19 protein-coding genes and 1 tRNA gene are annotated in these 17,534 nt (G+C 58.0%); 3 read left to right on the plus strand and 17 right to left on the minus strand.

From position 1 onward, the window contains the following. Positions 1-849 precede the first annotated feature (849 nt). The 9 genes from QRN38_RS04920 to thrS form a co-directional block, all read right to left on the minus strand. Positions 850-926, minus strand: a tRNA-Pro gene (locus QRN38_RS04920). A gap of 84 nt (positions 927-1,010) precedes the next feature. Beyond that, positions 1,011-1,367: a MerR family transcriptional regulator gene (locus QRN38_RS04925; RefSeq protein WP_003382396.1), complete on the minus strand. Its 357-nt coding sequence runs from the start codon at positions 1,365-1,367 to the stop codon at positions 1,011-1,013. Next, positions 1,348-1,650: an integration host factor subunit alpha gene (gene ihfA, locus QRN38_RS04930; protein ID WP_002553164.1), complete on the minus strand. Its 303-nt coding sequence runs from the start codon at positions 1,648-1,650 to the stop codon at positions 1,348-1,350. Before ihfA ends, QRN38_RS04925 begins: the two co-directional genes overlap by 20 nt. 3 nt (positions 1,651-1,653) lie before the next feature. Then, on the minus strand, positions 1,654-4,032 hold the full coding sequence (gene pheT / locus QRN38_RS04935) for a phenylalanine--tRNA ligase subunit beta (RefSeq protein ID WP_057419218.1): 2,379 nt from the start codon (positions 4,030-4,032) through the stop codon (positions 1,654-1,656). A 28-nt stretch (positions 4,033-4,060) separates the two neighbouring features. Then, positions 4,061-5,077 (minus strand): phenylalanine--tRNA ligase subunit alpha, encoded by a 1,017-nt coding sequence (pheS, locus tag QRN38_RS04940; protein WP_003382398.1) that lies wholly within the window; start codon positions 5,075-5,077, stop codon positions 4,061-4,063. A gap of 103 nt (positions 5,078-5,180) precedes the next feature. Further along, positions 5,181-5,537, minus strand: coding sequence for a 50S ribosomal protein L20 (gene rplT, locus QRN38_RS04945; RefSeq protein ID WP_002553161.1), 357 nt, complete (start codon positions 5,535-5,537; stop codon positions 5,181-5,183). A 29-nt stretch (positions 5,538-5,566) separates the two neighbouring features. Further along, positions 5,567-5,761, minus strand: coding sequence for a 50S ribosomal protein L35 (gene rpmI, locus QRN38_RS04950; RefSeq protein ID WP_002553160.1), 195 nt, complete (start codon positions 5,759-5,761; stop codon positions 5,567-5,569). A 60-nt stretch (positions 5,762-5,821) separates the two neighbouring features. After that, complete coding sequence (infC, locus tag QRN38_RS04955; RefSeq protein ID WP_170846037.1) at positions 5,822-6,373, minus strand: translation initiation factor IF-3; 552 nt, start codon at positions 6,371-6,373, stop codon at positions 5,822-5,824. Further along, complete coding sequence (gene thrS, locus QRN38_RS04960; RefSeq protein ID WP_005738829.1) at positions 6,373-8,295, minus strand: threonine--tRNA ligase; 1,923 nt, start codon at positions 8,293-8,295, stop codon at positions 6,373-6,375. Before thrS ends, infC begins: the two co-directional genes overlap by 1 nt. 362 nt (positions 8,296-8,657) lie before the next feature. Between thrS and QRN38_RS04965 the strand changes: the two genes are divergently transcribed. Both QRN38_RS04965 and QRN38_RS04970 read left to right on the plus strand, forming a co-directional pair. After that, a complete protein-coding gene (locus QRN38_RS04965; protein ID WP_044393072.1) occupies positions 8,658-8,963 on the plus strand; it encodes a hypothetical protein in 306 nt (101 codons plus the stop codon). Between the two features lie 305 nt (positions 8,964-9,268). Further along, entirely contained in the window at positions 9,269-9,481 is a 213-nt protein-coding gene (locus tag QRN38_RS04970) for a cold-shock protein (protein ID WP_002553156.1), read from the plus strand. Positions 9,482-9,546: 65 nt separating this feature from the next. Here QRN38_RS04970 and QRN38_RS04975 read toward each other — a convergent pair whose 3' ends face one another. Next, positions 9,547-9,882 carry a lipoprotein gene (locus QRN38_RS04975; protein WP_007246354.1) on the minus strand — a complete coding sequence of 112 codons (336 nt, stop codon included), beginning with the start codon at positions 9,880-9,882 and terminating at the stop codon, positions 9,547-9,549. A gap of 317 nt (positions 9,883-10,199) precedes the next feature. Between QRN38_RS04975 and QRN38_RS04980 the strand changes: the two genes are divergently transcribed. Further along, positions 10,200-10,394 (plus strand): hypothetical protein, encoded by a 195-nt coding sequence (locus tag QRN38_RS04980; RefSeq protein ID WP_080898792.1) that lies wholly within the window; start codon positions 10,200-10,202, stop codon positions 10,392-10,394. 23 nt (positions 10,395-10,417) lie between these two features. On the opposite strand, the gene QRN38_RS04985 is transcribed toward QRN38_RS04980, so the two are convergent. Genes QRN38_RS04985 through QRN38_RS05015 form a run of 7 tightly spaced genes read right to left on the minus strand, consistent with a single transcriptional unit; the run spans position 10,418 to position 17,369 of the window. Next, complete coding sequence (locus QRN38_RS04985; protein ID WP_007246356.1) at positions 10,418-11,443, minus strand: nucleoside hydrolase; 1,026 nt, start codon at positions 11,441-11,443, stop codon at positions 10,418-10,420. 39 nt (positions 11,444-11,482) lie between these two features. Next, positions 11,483-11,887, minus strand: coding sequence for a D-ribose pyranase (rbsD, locus tag QRN38_RS04990; RefSeq protein ID WP_285362371.1), 405 nt, complete (start codon positions 11,885-11,887; stop codon positions 11,483-11,485). Continuing rightward, on the minus strand, positions 11,884-12,804 hold the full coding sequence (gene rbsK, locus QRN38_RS04995; protein ID WP_007246357.1) for a ribokinase: 921 nt from the start codon (positions 12,802-12,804) through the stop codon (positions 11,884-11,886). The genes rbsD and rbsK overlap by 4 nt, the downstream gene beginning before the upstream one ends. A 30-nt stretch (positions 12,805-12,834) precedes the next feature. After that, positions 12,835-13,851, minus strand: a complete 1,017-nt coding sequence (locus QRN38_RS05000; protein WP_007246358.1) for a substrate-binding domain-containing protein — start codon at positions 13,849-13,851, stop codon at positions 12,835-12,837. 1 nt (position 13,852) lies between these two features. Continuing rightward, positions 13,853-14,845, minus strand: coding sequence for an ABC transporter permease (locus tag QRN38_RS05005; protein WP_003382415.1), 993 nt, complete (start codon positions 14,843-14,845; stop codon positions 13,853-13,855). Then, complete coding sequence (locus QRN38_RS05010) at positions 14,842-16,395, minus strand: sugar ABC transporter ATP-binding protein (protein WP_005765642.1); 1,554 nt, start codon at positions 16,393-16,395, stop codon at positions 14,842-14,844. Before QRN38_RS05010 ends, QRN38_RS05005 begins: the two co-directional genes overlap by 4 nt. Before the next feature lie 53 nt (positions 16,396-16,448). Beyond that, the gene (locus QRN38_RS05015) at positions 16,449-17,369 is read right to left on the minus strand and encodes a sugar ABC transporter substrate-binding protein (protein ID WP_375232249.1); all 921 of its coding nucleotides are present in this window, start codon (positions 17,367-17,369) and stop codon (positions 16,449-16,451) included. Positions 17,370-17,534: the final 165 nt, after the last annotated feature.

Below are 17,534 nucleotides of genomic sequence, written 5' to 3' on the forward strand. Positions count from 1 at the left end.
CTGCTTAATTTACTTTAAATCAAACTTATTGCATCGCCTGACAATCAGGGACAAGTGCCAAGATAACAGTCGAATACAAGCTTGACTCTCCATTGCCTATCACAAGGAAGCCGACCCCAAAGGGTCGGCAGCGATGTGCCAAGTACGACTAGCTCGGCTTTCCATATCCACCACAATCTCACTTAGTTCAAAATGATTACCTGACTTACCGCGACATTTTTGGCGAGCGGTTTCACGGCAACAAGACTAATAACTTTTAACGAAGAGGCATGCAGCAACTACCCTTGAGTTTGGCAAGCTCGATTGAGCGGTAGGTTTAATCTTCTACTTATCTTACGCTCTCCACATCGCGATTAAAGATGATCACGCATCCATTTCTGTAGCTGAACAATCCTCAGTGTTAACATGGACTGATCCGTCACTTTAATAGGCTTTGCCTATCTAAATTCTTTCTGTTTTCTGTGAATTCAACGCCTATCAGTCACTCGTTTTCAACTACTTGGGCCTTGTGACGCACTCAGCCGCCGTTACGAAGCCAGCTTTATCAAGCGGTCCAGTACCACACTCCCCCTGCGACAGCGCTCGCCGGTGTCTAGGCGGTGTCTAGGCGGTCTAGGCGGTCTAGGCGGTCTAGCGACCAGAACTACTATCCCTGCCCTATGAGTCAAGCTCCAGATGTAAGGTAGCTAAATGGAGAAGCGTCAAACACATGTCTGTGACCGACTCACGCGCACCAGAGTCCGTGATCATAAAGAAGAGGTGAACATCAGTGAAAAACCGAATTCACTTGAAACTCGCCAAGGCAGAAATGAAAAAGCCACCCGAAGGTGGCTAAGTCATTGAAAAATATGGTCGGGACGGAGTGATTCGAACACTCGACCCCTAGCACCCCATGCTAGTGCGCTACCGGACTGCGCTACGCCCCGACTAGGCGTGTATCTGTTTTGCAACCTGCGAAAACGTTGAGAAATATACCCTAAGCATTTGAATTTTGGAAGTATCTTGCTCGATTAAGCCTTGAGCATGACCAGTACGTCTTCCAGTTCGGCGATCATCTCCCGAATCATCTGCTTGTACTGCTGGGTATCGTCCTTCGGTTCGCCGGCGGTGAGGCGCAAGCGGGCTCCACCGATGGTGAAGCCCTGATCGTAGAGCAAACCGCGGATCTGGCGGATCATCAGCACGTCGAGGCGCTGATAATACCGGCGGTTTCCGCGTCGCTTGACGGGGTTGAGCTGAGGAAATTCCTGTTCCCAATAACGCAGAACGTGCGGTTTTACCGCGCAGAGCTCGCTGACCTCACCGATGGTGAAGTAGCGTTTGCCAGGGATCGGCGGTAGCTCGTCGTTATGACTTGGTTCCAGCATATGCCTCAACTCGGGCTTTCAACTTCTGCCCTGGACGAAAGGTGACCACACGGCGCGCCGTGATCGGGATCTCTTCTCCGGTCTTGGGATTTCTCCCAGGCCGTTGGCGCTTGTCTCGCAAGTCGAAATTGCCGAAACCTGACAACTTCACCTGCTCGTTATCTTCCAGAGCGTGCCTGATTTCTTCAAAAAACAGTTCGACCAATTCCTTGGCTTCCCGTTTATTCAGGCCCAGCTCTTCGTACAGACGTTCGGCCATCTCAGCTTTCGTCAGAGCCCCCATACGCTACTTCCTTAACGTGGCGTTTAACCTCTCCTCCAGCGAGGTGAGGATAGCAAGTGTCGTTGCGTTTACCTCATCGTCATTAAGAGTGCGCGATGGATGCTGCCAGGTCAAGCCGACTGCAAGGCTTTTTCTATGTGGATCAATGCCTTTACCCTGGTAAACATCAAATAACCTGAGGTCCGTGAGCCACTCGCCTGCATTTTCACGGATTACGTCCAGAACCGCACTGGCGGAAACGTCGCGATCGGCAAGCAGCGCCAGGTCGCGGCGCACTTCAGGGAAGCGTGACAGCTCGTGGAATTTCGGCAAGCGGCCTGTGGCAACCTCGGCCAGCACCAGCTCGAAAACGAACACCGGACGATCCAGCCCCAGGTTTTTTGACAACTCCGGATGGATGGCACCCAGGAAGCCGACTTCACGACCGTCGCGCAAAATGCGCGCAGTCTGGCCAGGATGCAAAGCCGGGTGCTGACCCGGCGCGAACGTAAACTCACCCAGCGCACCGGCAAAACCCAGAACCGCTTCGACATCGGCTTTGACGTCGAAGAAATCGACCGCATCGCGACCTTGCGCCCAACCTTCCGGCAGACGGCTGCCACATACCACACCGGCCAGCATCGGCTCTTGCTTCAAGCCGTCAAGCTGACCGACGAAGCGCAGGCCGCTTTCGAACATGCGGACGCGGTCCTGCTGGCGGTTGAGGTTGTGCTGCAGCGCTTTGACCAGACCCGGCCACAACGAGGCGCGCATGGCGGCCATGTCGTTGGAGATCGGGTTGGCCAGCAACAGTGGCTTGACGCCCGGCGAGAACAGCTCGAACCACTTGGGGTCGATGAAGCTGTAGGTGATCGCTTCCTGATAACCACGCGCAACCAGCAGACGACGCAGCTCGGGCAGATCGCCTTTGGCTTCGGCATTAGCCTGCGGGGCCAAACGGGCTTGCGGGTAACGAACCGGCAGGCGGTTGTAGCCGTAAAGACGTGCCAGCTCTTCGATCAGATCGACTTCAAGGCTGATGTCGAAACGATGACTTGGCACGTCTACACGCCACTGGCCGTCAGCTTCGGCAGACACTGTCAGGCCAAGATCGGTCAGCAGGCGCTCGATCTCGGCGTTTTCGATGACCAGACCGAGCATTTGCTCGACACGGCTGGCACGCAGCGTGACCGGCGCAATCGACGGCAGGTGCTGTTCGCTGACCACTTCGATCACAGGACCGGCTTCGCCACCGGTGATGTCCAGCAACAAGCCAGTGGCCCGCTCCATTGCTTCACGGGCCAGTTGCCAGTCAACACCACGTTCATAGCGGTGCGAGGCATCGGTGTGCAGGCCGTAGGAGCGCGCCTTGCCCGCCACCGAAATGGTGTCGAAGAACGCGCTTTCAAGGAAGATGTCGCGAGTACCGGCCGTTACGCCACTGTGCTCGCCGCCCATCACGCCGGCGATTGCCAGTGCGCGCTGGTGGTCGGCGATGACCAGAGTGTCGGCACGCAGGCTGACTTCCTGGCCGTCGAGAAGAACGAGCTTCTCGCCCTCCTCGGCCATGCGTACGCGGATCCCGCCGTTGATTTCAGCCAGGTCGAACGCATGCAGAGGCTGGCCCAGCTCGAGCATCACGTAGTTGGTGATGTCGACAGCGGCATCGATGCTGCGCACATCGGAACGACGCAGGCGCTCGACCATCCACAGCGGGGTCGGACGCGACAGGTCGACATTGCGAATCACGCGGCCGAGGTAGCGCGGGCAGGCAGCTGGCGCCAGCACTTCAACCGGACGCACTTCATCGTGTACAGCGCTGACAGCAGCGATTTGCGGGCGGGTGACGTCGGCGGCGTACAGCGCGCCGACTTCACGTGCCAGACCGGCAACAGACAGGCAATCGCCACGGTTCGGGGTCAGGTCGACCTCGATGCTGGCGTCGTCCAGGCCCAGGTAGACACGAATGTCCTGACCGACCGGCGCATCAGCCGCCAGCTCCATCAGGCCATCATTGCCTTCACCGGCCTGCAATTCGGCAGCGGAACACAGCATGCCGTTGGACTCGACGCCGCGCAGCTTGGCCTTCTTGATCTTGAAGTCGCCCGGCAGCTCGGCACCGATCATGGCGAACGGAATTTTCAGGCCCGGGCGCACGTTTGGCGCACCGCAGACGACCTGAAAGGTTTCGCTGCCATTGCTGACCTGGCACACACGCAACTTGTCGGCATCAGGGTGTTGCTCGGTGCTCAGCACCTCGCCCACCACGACACCGGTGAAAACGCCGGCGGCCAGCGTCACGCTGTCAACCTCAAGACCGGCCATCGACAGACGAGCAACCAGCTCGTCGCGGGAAACCTGCGGGCTTACCCAGCCGCGCAGCCATTGTTCACTGAATTTCATCCTGCTCTCCTGAAAGGTTCGTTACGACTTAGCGAAATTGCGCGAGGAACCGCAAATCGTTGTCGAAGAACAGGCGCAAATCATTGACGCCGTAACGCAGCATGGCCAGACGTTCTACGCCCATGCCGAACGCGAAGCCCTGAAACTCTTCAGGGTCGATGCCGGACATGCGCAGCACGTTCGGGTGAACCATGCCGCACCCCATGACTTCCAGCCAACCGGTCTGTTTGCAGACGCGGCAGCCTTTGCCACTGCACATCACGCATTCCATATCCACTTCCGCTGAAGGCTCGGTGAACGGGAAATACGAAGGACGGAAGCGCACAGCCAGCTCTTTCTCGAAGAACACCCGCAGGAACTCTTCGATGGTGCCTTTCAGGTCGGCAAAATTGATGTCGCGATCGACCAGCAGACCTTCGATCTGGTGGAACATCGGCGAGTGGGTGATATCGGAGTCGCTGCGATACACACGGCCTGGGCAGACGATGCGGATCGGCGGCTGTTGCGATTCCATGGTGCGGACCTGTACCGGCGAGGTGTGGGTGCGCAACAGCATGTTCGCGTTGAAATAGAAGGTGTCATGCATCGACCGGGCCGGATGATGGCCCGGGATGTTGAGCGCCTCGAAATTGTGGTAGTCGTCTTCGACTTCCGGGCCTTCGGCAATGCCGTAGCCGATGTGCGTGAAGAATTGTTCGATACGTTCCAGAGTGCGGGTAATCGGGTGCAGACCGCCCGAGGTCTGGCCACGGCCCGGCAGGGTCACGTCGATGCATTCGGCGGCGAGTTTGGCAGTCAGTTCTGCCTGCTCGAAAGATGCCTTGCGTGCATTGAGGACCTCTGTGACACGCTCCTTGGCAACATTGATCAGCGCGCCGACGTGCGGACGCTCTTCAGCCGGCAGGTTCCCCAGGGTCTTCATCACCTGAGTCAACTCGCCTTTCTTGCCGAGGTAGTGAACCCGGATTTGCTCCAGGGCATTGATATCTTCGGCGCTTTGCACAGCCTCAAGAGCTTGAGAGACCAGCGCGTCCAGGTTTTCCATGTACAGACTCCAGATACAAAATAGGGGAAGAGCTGAAGGCTCTTCCCCTATTTATGACGTTTAACACCGACCCCGGAAACCGGGGCCAGTGATTGTCGGGGACTTAGGCCAAAGTGGCTTTAGCTTTCTCGACAATCGCAGCAAACGCCGCTTTTTCGTTCACTGCCAGATCAGCCAGAACCTTACGGTCGATCTCGATGGACGCTTTTTTCAGGCCAGCAATGAAACGGCTGTAGGACAGACCGTTAACACGAGCACCAGCGTTGATACGAGCGATCCACAGAGCGCGGAACTGACGTTTTTTCTGACGACGGTCACGGTAGGCGTATTGGCCTGCCTTGATTACCGCTTGCTTGGCAACACGGAATACGCGTGAACGCGCGCCGTAGTAGCCTTTTGCAAGTTTCAGAATTTTTTTGTGACGCTTACGGGCAATGACGCCACGCTTTACACGAGCCATGAGTTACTTCCTCTATATCTTGATCAAAATTAACGAAGGCGCAGCATGCGCTCGACTTTTGCCACGTCAGACGGATGCAGCAAGCTGCTACCGCGCAGTTGACGCTTACGCTTTGTCGACATTTTGGTCAGGATGTGGCTCTTGAAAGCGTGTTTATGCTTGATGCCGTTAGCAGTTTTCAAAAACCGCTTAGCTGCACCACTTTTAGTCTTCATCTTTGGCATGTTCGGATACTCCGCATTCAGTTGATAAATATAACCGCAAGGCCTGCCGTGCCCTGGTGGTTATTTCTTCTTTTTCGGGGCGATGACCATGATCAGCTGGCGTCCTTCCATCTTAGGATGCTGTTCGACGGAACCGTATTCAAGAAGGTCACCTTCAACCCGCTTCAACAATTCCATACCCAGCTCCTGGTGGGCCATCTCACGACCGCGGAATCTCAACGATACCTTGGCCCTGTCCCCGTCACTCAGGAAACGTACCAGGTTGCGTAGTTTTACCTGGTAATCCCCTTCCTCCGTCCCTGGACGAAACTTGATTTCTTTAACCTGGATCTGCTTCTGGTTCTTCTTCGCTGCAGCAACCTGCTTCTTCTTCTCGAAGATCGATTTGCCGTAGTCCATCACACGGCAGACCGGAGGTACTGCGTCGGCAGAAATCTCTACCAGATCCAGCTTGGCCTCTTCGGCTATACGAAGCGCTTCATCAATCGAGACGATGCCAATCTGCTCGCCGTCAGCGCCAATTAAACGAACCTCGCGGGCCGAGATATTCTCATTGATCGGGGCCTTGGGTGCAGCTCGTTTATCTTGTCTCATTTCACGCTTAATAATAATTACTCCGTATCTTGGCGACCACGCCGGGAAACCGCTTGTGCGAGGAATTCAGCGAACTGGGCGACCGGCATCGAGCCAAGGTCAGCGCCTTCACGTGTACGCACAGCGACAGTTTGCATTTCAACTTCCCGATCTCCAATCACGAGGAGATAGGGAACCTTGAGCAAAGTATGCTCACGGATTTTAAAGCCGATCTTTTCATTTCTCAAGTCGGACTTGGCACGAAACCCGCTTTCAGCCAGAGTTTTTTCCACTTCAAGGGCAAAATCGGCCTGTTTGTCAGTGATATTCATGATCACTGCCTGGGTTGGCGCCAGCCAGGCTGGAAACGCGCCTTCGTAATGCTCGATCAGAATTCCGATGAAACGCTCGAACGACCCAAGAATTGCGCGGTGCAACATGACCGGATTCTTGCGACTGTTGTCTTCCGAAACGTACTCGGCACTCAGACGGATCGGCAGATTGAAGTCCAGCTGCAAGGTGCCACACTGCCATACCCGACCGAGACAATCCTTGAGGGAAAACTCGATTTTGGGACCGTAGAACGCACCTTCGCCCGGCTGCAGGTCGTAAGGCAGGCCTGCGCTGTCGAGTGCGGAAGCCAGCGCCGATTCGGCACGATCCCAAAGCTCGTCGGAGCCTACACGCTTTTCAGGGCGAGTGGACAATTTCAGTTCGATATCCTTGAAACCGAAATCGGCGTAGACATCCAGCGTCAGCTTGATGAATGCGGCGGACTCGGCCTGCATCTGGTCTTCGGTGCAGAAGATGTGCGCGTCGTCCTGAGTGAAACCACGTACGCGCATGATGCCGTGCAGGGCACCCGACGGCTCGTTACGGTGGCAGGCACCGAACTCGGCCAGACGCAGCGGCAGCTCGCGGTAGCTTTTCAGGCCCTGATTGAACACCTGCACGTGGCACGGGCAGTTCATCGGCTTGATGGCGTAGTCGCGGCTTTCGGACTGCGTGGTGAACATGTTGTCGGCGTAGTTGGCCCAGTGCCCGGATTTTTCCCAGAGCGAGCGATCGACCACTTGCGGGGTTTTGATCTCAAGGTAGCCATTTTCGCGCTGCACTTTGCGCATGTACTGTTCAAGCACCTGATACAGTGTCCAGCCCTGCGGGTGCCAGAACACCATGCCCGGCGCTTCTTCCTGGGTGTGGAACAGGCCGAGGCGCTTGCCGATCTTGCGATGGTCGCGCTTCTCGGCTTCTTCGATCCGCTGGATGTAAGCTGCCAGTTGCTTCTTGTCTGCCCAAGCGGTGCCGTAAACGCGCTGCAATTGCTCGTTCTTGGCATCGCCGCGCCAGTAGGCACCCGACAGTTTGGTCAGCTTGAACGACTTCAGGAAGCGGGTGTTCGGCACGTGCGGACCGCGGCACATGTCGACGTATTCTTCGTGGTAATACAGGCCCATGGCCTGCTCATCCGGCATGCCTTCTACAAGGCGCAGCTTGTAGTCCTCGTGACGGGCGGTGAACACCTCGATCACTTCGGCGCGCGGAGTGACTTTCTTGATGACGTCGTAATCTTTTTCGATCAGCTGCTGCATGCGCTGCTCGATCGCCGCCAGGTCGTCAGGCGTGAACGGGCGCTCGTAGGCGATATCGTAATAGAAGCCGTCGTCGATCACCGGGCCGATGACCATTTTCGCAGTCGGATACAACTGCTTGACCGCATGCCCTACCAGGTGAGCGCAGGAGTGACGGATGATTTCCAGTCCTTCTGCATCCTTGGGGGTGATGATCTGCAGACTGGCATCGTTTTCGATCAGGTCGCAGGCGTCGACCAGCTTGCCATCGACTTTACCGGCAACGGTGGCCTTGGCCAGACCGGCACCGATTGAAAGCGCGACATCGGCTACGGAAACCGCATGATCGAATGAACGTTGACTGCCGTCGGGAAGAGTAATAGTTGGCATGGCGCCTCCTCTCCTAGTGGTGACCCCTACCAAAGGTCACGTGGGTTGGGATGAGCCAGTACGTGATCCGGTGGTATGCCTGCCTCACAGTGGCAGGAGCCTTGGGGCCAACCTTGAACCGGACCAGATGACTGGAATGTACGAAAACCCTGCTTGCGCTGCACTAAAAGCTACTGGCCAAAGCCGCTCGCCAAGGCGCACTTGAAAATAACAGGACGCGCATCCTAACACAGTGCTGCCGGCGCAGGATGTACATCGACGCAAAAGAAGCGGAATTAGCACGCCACCTGAACTGACAAGCCCTGCAGGCGTCAGAACCCATCGAGATCCTGTACGTTTTTTCCAGCCAATAGGAGAACACCATGAAGTTTTCGAATCTGACCACCCTCCTCGCCTGCGCCGCCGCCCTGATACCGCTGGGCGCCCAGGCCGCCATGGACGGCGCCACACGCAGCACGTTCACTCAGGAATGCGTTGCAGCGGCCAAGCAACAGAAGCTGGATGACAAGACTGCCAAGGCCCACTGTGAGTGCGGAGCAAAACAGGTAGACAGTCATTTTACCGACAAGGAAATAGCCTCGCTCGGCGCAACCGACGTCGCACCACCCGCCGCATTGACCGCAAAACTGCAGAAACTGGTCGCGAAAAACTGCACCGCAGCAAAATAATCATTTTTTTCTGCCGGGGTAAAACAAGCGATTCAAACGCTTGTAACAGCAAGCTCCGGCGCGGCTCAACACCGCTGAAAGCCAATGAAATCATGGCTTTCAGCGGTGTTGGCATCGGCCGACTGGAACCCGGCTCACGGGGTCACTCGGGCGTTTTCAGTGCATGACCCGCTGCCTGCACGAGACCTTTACGCAAAGTACTGACCTTAGTAGCTGTTTTTTTGCGCATTTCGACTATGATACCCCGGTGTGCCCAGTTGGCCTGAGCAGCACGTTATTGAAAATTATGTTTCTGGAGATACACCATGTCTAATCGCCAAACCGGCACCGTAAAATGGTTCAACGATGAAAAAGGCTTCGGCTTTATCACTCCACAAGGTGGCGGTGACGACCTGTTCGTACACTTCAAAGCGATCGAAAGCGACGGTTTCAAAAGCCTGAAAGAAGGCCAGACCGTTTCTTTTGTTGCTGCTAAAGGCCAGAAAGGCATGCAAGCAGAACAAGTTCGCGTTGACTGATTCATTCGGCGCAAAAAAACCCCGTCACTGACGGGGTTTTTTATGCGCGACAGAAAAGTGCCGACTCAGCCGCAATTGATGCGCGTCACTTTACCCGAAGCGTCGGTATTGACGTTTACCCGCTCGGACCGGTATTCCAGCGTGACCATGTCGTCTGGCCCGAGAATGCGCGCATCCTGCGAGCCGGTACGTGTGCGCACTTGTGACAGAAGGTCGATGGACGCCGGCTTGCCAACTGCGAACTGACCCAGCCCTGCATCACAGCGGCCCGGTATGGCGTTGCTGGCTGGCGCATCGGCCTTGACTGCCGATGCAGCGCCCGAATCGGAGGCAGTGCTGCTGCAACCTGCCAATACCGATGCCATGACCACAAAACCTAGTGTTGCGAACTTCCGGGGCATACACCCTCCTCTGCCAATAAACATTTCCAGACCTCGTCCGACCGCACCCAAGCGCGTTGGTTGCACATCACGACGAGCATGCCGCAGGTAACCTGTTGATCTGCCTGGGCGAAGAGTCTGCACTGCCACCACGCAGGCTGCGCGATGAAATCGTCACAAAACGTTTAGCGTCGGCATCCATTGAATTAATGCATCAAGGCAATGTGCAAGTAGAAGTGTCAAAACGCGCGCGGAGTGGTTTACTGCCACAAGAGCAAGCGCCAGGAAGCGAAGAGCGTGGCTACCCAATGGAGAGCAGTGGTGGAGGTCAGACAGACATGACAAGCATATCGATAGATGCGGACATAAAAGCCAAATGGCCCCAAGGCCATTGCTCGCACAGTCCGGGAACCCCGGAAGAGTTGATGATCATCGCTGTCGACCTGCTGATCAAGGAGCTGGGCACAGACGGTGCCCGCTCCTTCATCGGCCAGGTGCTGAGCCGCTATGCCGCGGCAAAGTTGCCTGCCTGACAGGCGTCATCCAGAGACTGTGATTACTTGAGTCGTTTCAGACGCTCGGTCAGCAGGTCGAAAAACCCCTGAGCGTTGCCGTCTTCGACCCAGAACACGTTCTGTGGCTGTTTCAGCGTGCCGTACCAGTCGGCGACTGTCTGACCGAAACCGATGCCCTCGCGCGTGTCAATGGCGACATTGATCTGCCGGCCGGAAAACAGCTCAGGCTTGAGCAGCCAGGCAATGACGCTGGCGTCGTGAACCGGCCCACCCGGCAAGCCGTAGTGCTCCATGTCCAGCTTGACGTATTCATTGAGAATCCCGTCCACCAGCTTGCCAGCGTTGTTGCCCAGCGCAGCGATCTGCTTGAGGCGCTGTTCGCTGGTGAGAATTTTGTGGGTCACGTCGAGCGGCACGTAGGTGAGCTTCACGCCACTGGCCAGGACGATCTGCGCGGCGTGCGGGTCGGCGAACAGGTTGAATTCGGCAGCCGGGGTGATGTTACCGCCGTTGAAATGCGCCCCGCCCATGACCACCACTTCCTTGATGCCCTGAGTGATTTCCGGAGCCTGCACCAGCGCCAACGCCAGATTGGTCTGCGGACCGAGCATGGCGATGGTAATGCTGTGTGGCTTGGCCTGGGTCAATGTGCGAATCAGATAATCGACCGCGTTGCCTTCGGCAAGCCCTTTGGCTGGCTCATGAATGGGCACACCCGGCAAGCCTTCCTGACCGTGAACGTTCTCGGCGTAAATAGGTGTGCGCACCAGTGGCTTGGGCGCACCGGCATACACCGGCACTTCTTCGCGCCCGGCCCATTCACGCGCCAGTCTGGCGTTGCGCGAGGTCTTGTCCAGCCTGACGTTGCCGGCCACGGTAGTGATGGCCATCACGTTCAGCTCTTCGGGTGACGCCAGCGCCAGCAGCAGTGCGACCACGTCGTCCGCACCAGGGTCGGTGTCGATGATCAGATCACGTTTTTCTGCCGCCTGAACGGCAGCGGTACTCAGGAGGGACAAGAGCAATGCTCCACGAATGAATTGCCTGGAAAACTGTATCAACGTCATATGAAACTCCCTTTCTTGGTAGCTTGAAAAGCTTGATAGCTAGAAAACGACTCCGGACACCAGCGCCAGATTACTGTACGGCTGACATTCTCCGGTGCGGATGATCGCCTTGGCCGTGCGGCTCAGGGCTTTGAGGTCTTCGTGGCTGATCCTGCGCTGCTGCCCCAGTTGATCGTCGAGATTCAGGCTTTCGATGATCTGCAAGGCAGGCGGCTTGATATCGGCCATTTCTCTGGCCAGCACGTGGCTTTCAACCTGCATTTCACTCAGCACCACGTCCAGCACACTGACGAAATCAGGTACACCGCGGGTCAGCGCCAGGTCGATCAGCTCAACGCCCGGCGGCACGGGCATTCCGGCATCGACGATCATCAGGATGTCGCCGTGCCCCAGCGAAGCAATGACGCGGGACAGGGCGATATTGAGTAGCGGTGTCTTTTTCATAACGAATTGAGTTCCTGTACTTCCTCGAACGTCGGTATGGACGGCTGGGCACCCGCGCGGGTGACGGATATGGCCGCCGCCGCCTGACCGAAGCGAATGGCTTGCGACTCGCCCTGACCAGCGGCCAGTGCTGCCGCAAAACCACCGACAAAGGTATCACCTGCAGCGGTGGTGTCCACGGCCTGTACACGACGCGCAGGAATATGCTCCACGCCAGCGGCATTGGCGAACAGAGTGCCGCGCTCGCCGAGGGTGATGATCACGTTGCGCGCTCCGGCCGCCAGCATTGCCATGGCAGCCTGTTCGGCAGAGGCGGCTGAATCGACATTCACACCCGTCAGGGTCTGCGCTTCGCTTTCGTTGGGGATCAGGTAATCGATCAGGCCGTACCAGCTTGCGGGCAATGGCTCGCTGGCCGGGGCCGGATTGAGAATGACGGTCTTGCCCAGCGCACGGGCCCTGGACAGAGTATGGAAAACGGTTTCAGTCGGGACTTCCAACTGACAGATAACGATCTCGGAGCCTGCCAGCAACGCATCGAAACGCTCGATCAGCGCCGGGGTGAGCCGACCATTGCCGCCAGCCACAATGACGATGGCATTCTGGCTGTTGGCGTCGACCACGATCGATGCAATGCCGGTGGAGACGCCCTCCACGACGGTCACCGCCTGGCAGTCGATGCACTCGGCCAGCAGCGCCGCCCGCAGTTGCTGCCCATAGGCATCGGCGCCTACGCAACCGATCATTGCCACGCTGGCACCCAGGCGCGCCGCAGCAACTGCCTGATTGGCGCCTTTGCCGCCGGGCACGGTGTCGAAGGTTTCCCCGCTGAGTGTTTCACCGGGGCGTGGCAAACGCTGGGCGCGGATGACCAGATCCATGTTCAGACTGCCCACTATCACTACTTTTGCTTGCATGGCTCATTCACTCATTGCTGTGCGTGCGCGTCATTCATTGGACGACGTGTTCGGCGCGGCCGTGGATTCACGCACCACGACACATGGCTTCACAAGTCGTTTCTCGATAGGGGTTGCATGGGGGCTGGCGATCCGGCTCAGGAGCATCCCGGCGGCGGTTTCACCCAGTTGCATGATCGACTGCCCGACGGTGGTCAGCGCCGGATAAACGTAGCGACTGATCTGGATATCATCAAAACCGATCACCGACAGGTCCTGTGGCACGCGAATCGAACGCTCGGCTGCCGCCCGCAGCACACCGATGGCGATCACATCGTTACCGGCGAAGATTGCAGTCGGCGCATGCTCAGCCAACAGCCGGCCCGCCGCTTCATGGCCGGCCGGGCTGGTGAACTCGCTGTGCACCGCCCAGCCTGCACCGACTTCGATGGACGCCTGCTGCATGGCGCGCCGATAACCGGCCAGACGCAGTTCGGCGACCGCACTTTCGCGCGGCCCGGCAATACAGGCAATGTGCCGATGCCCGAGGTCCAGCAAGTGACGAGTGGCCAGCCAGGCGCCCTGCTCATGATCGATGCGCACCATGTCGGCGTCGATGCCCTGCAGCTCGCGGTCGACGATCACCAGCGGTGTGCGCACCTCGGTCAGCCCGCAGGTGACGCTGGTATCGCCAGCCACCGACGAGACAATCAGGCCGTCCACGCGTTTTTCCAGTAATACGCGCAGGTAACTGCGCTGTTTTTCCGGGTTGTCGTCGGAGTTGCAGAGGATCACGCAGAAGCCGTTACGCTCGCAGTAATCCTCGATGCCCCTGGCCAGCTCGGCGAAGTAGGGGTTCATGCCGTTGGGAATCAGCAGGCCGATGGTTGAGGTGGTCTTGGCCTTCAGCGAACGCGCCACGGCGCTGGGCACGTAATCCAGCTGCGCAATGGCCGCTTCGACCTTGAGCCTGACCGGCTCGCTCACCGGCCGGGTCTTGTTCAGCACATGGGAGACCGTGGTGTACGAGATCCCCGCCAGCGCCGCGACATCCTTGATGGTCGCCATATCAGCCCTGGCGCCGTGCCCGGTGGCTGCGATAGGTGTCCAGCACCACCGCAATGACGATCACCGCACCGGTGATGATGCGCTTGGTCGGCTCGGTAGCACCGATTTGCGCCAGGCCTGCGGCCAGCACCGAAATGATCAGCACACCAAAAAAGGTACTGATGATCGAGCCGCGCCCGCCCATCAGGCTGGTGCCGCCAATCACCACTGCGGCAATCACCTGCAGCTCAAGCCCGGCACCGGCATTCGGATCAGCCGCTTCCAGTCGCGAGATCTGAAACAGCGCCGCCACACCGGCCAGCAGGCCCATCAGCGAGAACACCAGAATCTTGTAGGGCTTGGGATTGATACCGGCCAGACGCACGGCTTCTTCATTGGTGCCGATGCCGATCAGGTATCGGCCAAAGACGGTACGGGTCAGCACGGCCTGGGCAACGAAGATGACCAGCAGCGCGATGATGAACGACGGCGCAATGCCGAACGCAATCGGGTCGGACAGCCAGGCAAAGGAGTCGCCAATGTAGGCCGTGCGCGAATTGGTCATCTGGTATGCCGCGCCACGGGCCATTTCCAGCACGCCGAGAGACACGATGAACGAGGGGATGCGCCACGCCACGGTAATGGAGCCGGTGATCGTACCGGCCAGGGTCGCACAGGCGATGCCGAGCAAGGCGGCAGGAAACACGCTCCAGCCCCAACCCAGAATGGCCACGCTCACAGCCGAGGCCGCCAGCGCCAGTACCGACCCCACCGACAGGTCGATCCCCCCGATGATGAGGATCAGCGTCATGCCGACCGACAGCACCATCAGGTCAGGAATCTGGTTGGCCAGCATGCTGAACGTCTGGTAGGACAGAAAGTGATCGCTGAGCAGCGAAAACAGCACAATCATGACCAGCAACGCGCCCGCCAGCCCGATGTAGGTGCCGAGACCAAAATAGTTGCCGCCACGACGGGCCGGCACGGTCAGTGTCGGGGAAGGAGTATTTTTCATGAGTCGTTCCTGGGCGCTGCGTCGTTGAGCAGCGCGTCACGTTTCTGATAACCGGCGAAGGCTGCGGCAAGCAATTGGTCCTGAGTCCAGCTGTCACGCTCGAACGTATCGATCAGGCGACCGGCAGACAGCACGCCGATACGGTCACAGATCAGCATCAGTTCGCGCAGATCACTGGACACCACCACCAGCGCCCTGCCCTGACGGGTCAACTCGGCCAGCAGCGCGTAGATATCGAACTTGGCTCCGACATCAATGCCTCGAGTCGGCTCATCGAACAGCATCACCGGGCAATCACGCTCCAGCCAGCGACCGATCACGACCTTCTGCTGATTGCCGCCGGACAGCTCGGACACCAGTTGGGTGGGACTTGAACTGCGAATGCGCATGGCGGCCACTTGCCGTTGCGCCAGCTTCAACTCCTCGTCGGCATTGACCATGCCAGCGCGGGAGATGGAATGCATGTTGCCCAATGCGATGTTGGCGCTGATGGATTGTGACATCAGCAGACCTTCGCTTTTGCGGTCTTCGGTGATCAGCGCAATGCCATGCGCCACAGCGTCGGCCGGCGAGCGAATGGTGACGGCCTGCAATGGCTGGCCCACTTCGATTGCGCCGCTGTCGGCGATGTCCGCGCCGTAGATCAGGCGCAGCAATTCGGTTCGTCCGGCACCAATCAGCCCGGAGATGCCAAAAATTTCACCCCTTCGCACATCGAACGAAACATCCTGAACCTTGCCGGTACGACTGAGCCCCTTGACCGACAGGGCCACTTCGCCAATCTGCCGAGCGCCCATGTCCATGTGCTCGCCCAGTTCGCGGCCAACCATCAGCGTCACCAGTTGCTCGCTGTTGTAGCGGGCAATCGGCTCGACACAGACCAGCTTGCCATCGCGCAGCACTGCGATGCGCTGGGAAACCCTGGCAAGCTCTTCAAGCCGGTGCGAGATGTAGATGATCGAAACGCCACGCGCCTGCAGGCGCGTGATCTGCTCGAACAGCATTTCTACTTCGCGAGAGGTGAGCATGGCGGTAGGTTCGTCGAGGATCAGCACGTGGCAGTCGCCGACCAGATTGCGGGCTATTTCAACCATCTGCTGATGGCCAATACCCAGCTCGCCCACCAGTGTGTCAGGGTCGATGGCATCCAGCCCGACTTGGGCCATGGCTTTGATTGCGTTTTCACGCAGACGCTTGCGATCGATCCAGCCCGCGCGACGCGGCAGATCGTCAAGAAACAGGTTTTCGGCGACGGTCAGGGTCGGCAGCAGGTTGAGTTCCTGCATGACCATGCGAATCCCGAGCTTTTCAGCCTGGGTGCGGCTCGCAGGTTCATAAGGCTGCCCCTGAAACTCCATGCGCCCGGTAGTCGGCGTGACCAGGCCGCCAATGATTTTCGACAAGGTGCTTTTACCGGCACCGTTTTCCCCGGTCAGGGCCAGCACTTCGCCACGCATCAACGTCAGGTCGACGTCACCGAGCACGGGTTGAGCGTAGGTTTTGCCGATGCCACTGACCGAAAGAACAGCTGTCTGAGCAGACGCTGACATACATTTCTCCCAGTGCCCGTCCTGCAAGGACGGGCACCTTTACGCGGCGTGGATCAAGGTTTGGTAACGAGTTCTACTGGCGTTTCGATGACGCCTTTTTCGTTGGTGTCGACCTTCTCGCCTTTGACCAGCTTCAACGCAGCTTCAATACCAAAGACCGCTTGTTTGGCTGCAAACTGGTCAGCGGTGGCCAGCACCCGGCCATCCTTGAGCATCGGTTTGATCGCGTTGATGTTGTCGTAACCGACCACCATGACCTTGCCTGCCTTGCCTGCTGCACGCACGGCAGACACTGCACCCAGCGCCATGCTGTCGTTGCCGGCCAGCAGCGCTTTCAGGTTCGGGTATTCATTGAGCATCGCCGAGGCCACTGCGTTGCCCTTGTCGATTTCCCAATTGCCGGACTGCGTGGACACCACTTTCATTTGCGCCTTGTCCATAGCGTCTTTGAAACCGGCGCTACGCTGCTGCGCATTGGTGGTGGTGGACACACCTTCTATGATGCCGACTTCGTCACCGCTTTTCAGTTGCCTGGCCAGGTAGTCGCCCACCAGCTCGGCACCTTTGCGGTTGTCCGGGCCCACGAACGGGATCATCAGGCTTTTGCTCTTGAGCACATCAGGGTCAAGCTGGTTGTCGATGTTGACGACCTTGATTCCGGCGTCGGTGGCTTTCTTGAGCACCGGCACCAGGGCCTTGGAGTCGGCAGGCGCGATAACCAGCGCATCGACTCTGGAAACGATCATCTGCTCGACGATGCGGATCTGAGCCGAGGTATCGGACTCGTCCTTTATGCCGTTGGAGATCAGGTCGAAGTCGTTGGCGTGTTCTTTCTGGTAGGCCTTGGCGCCATCTTCCATGGTCAGGAAGAATTCGTTGGCCAGCGATTTCATGACCAGTGCGACCTTGGGCTTTTCAGGCGTCTGGGCGTATGCAGCAGAAAGGGGCATGACTGCCGTGACGGCAGCAAACATGGCGACAGCGAGAAGGCGTCCAGCAAATGGCAGCTTCATGAGTTCATCTCCGATCTTGTGATTATTGTTCGGGCGAACGACGCAGGGTCGATGCAGTGCATCGACACGCAAACGTTTGCGAGGAGCGAACTATGAAAAAAGCCGCAGGATTTGTCAATCCGTCAG

Source organism: Pseudomonas sp. CFBP2511, assembly GCF_030209255.1.
GTDB lineage: Bacteria > Pseudomonadota > Gammaproteobacteria > Pseudomonadales > Pseudomonadaceae > Aquipseudomonas > Aquipseudomonas avellanae.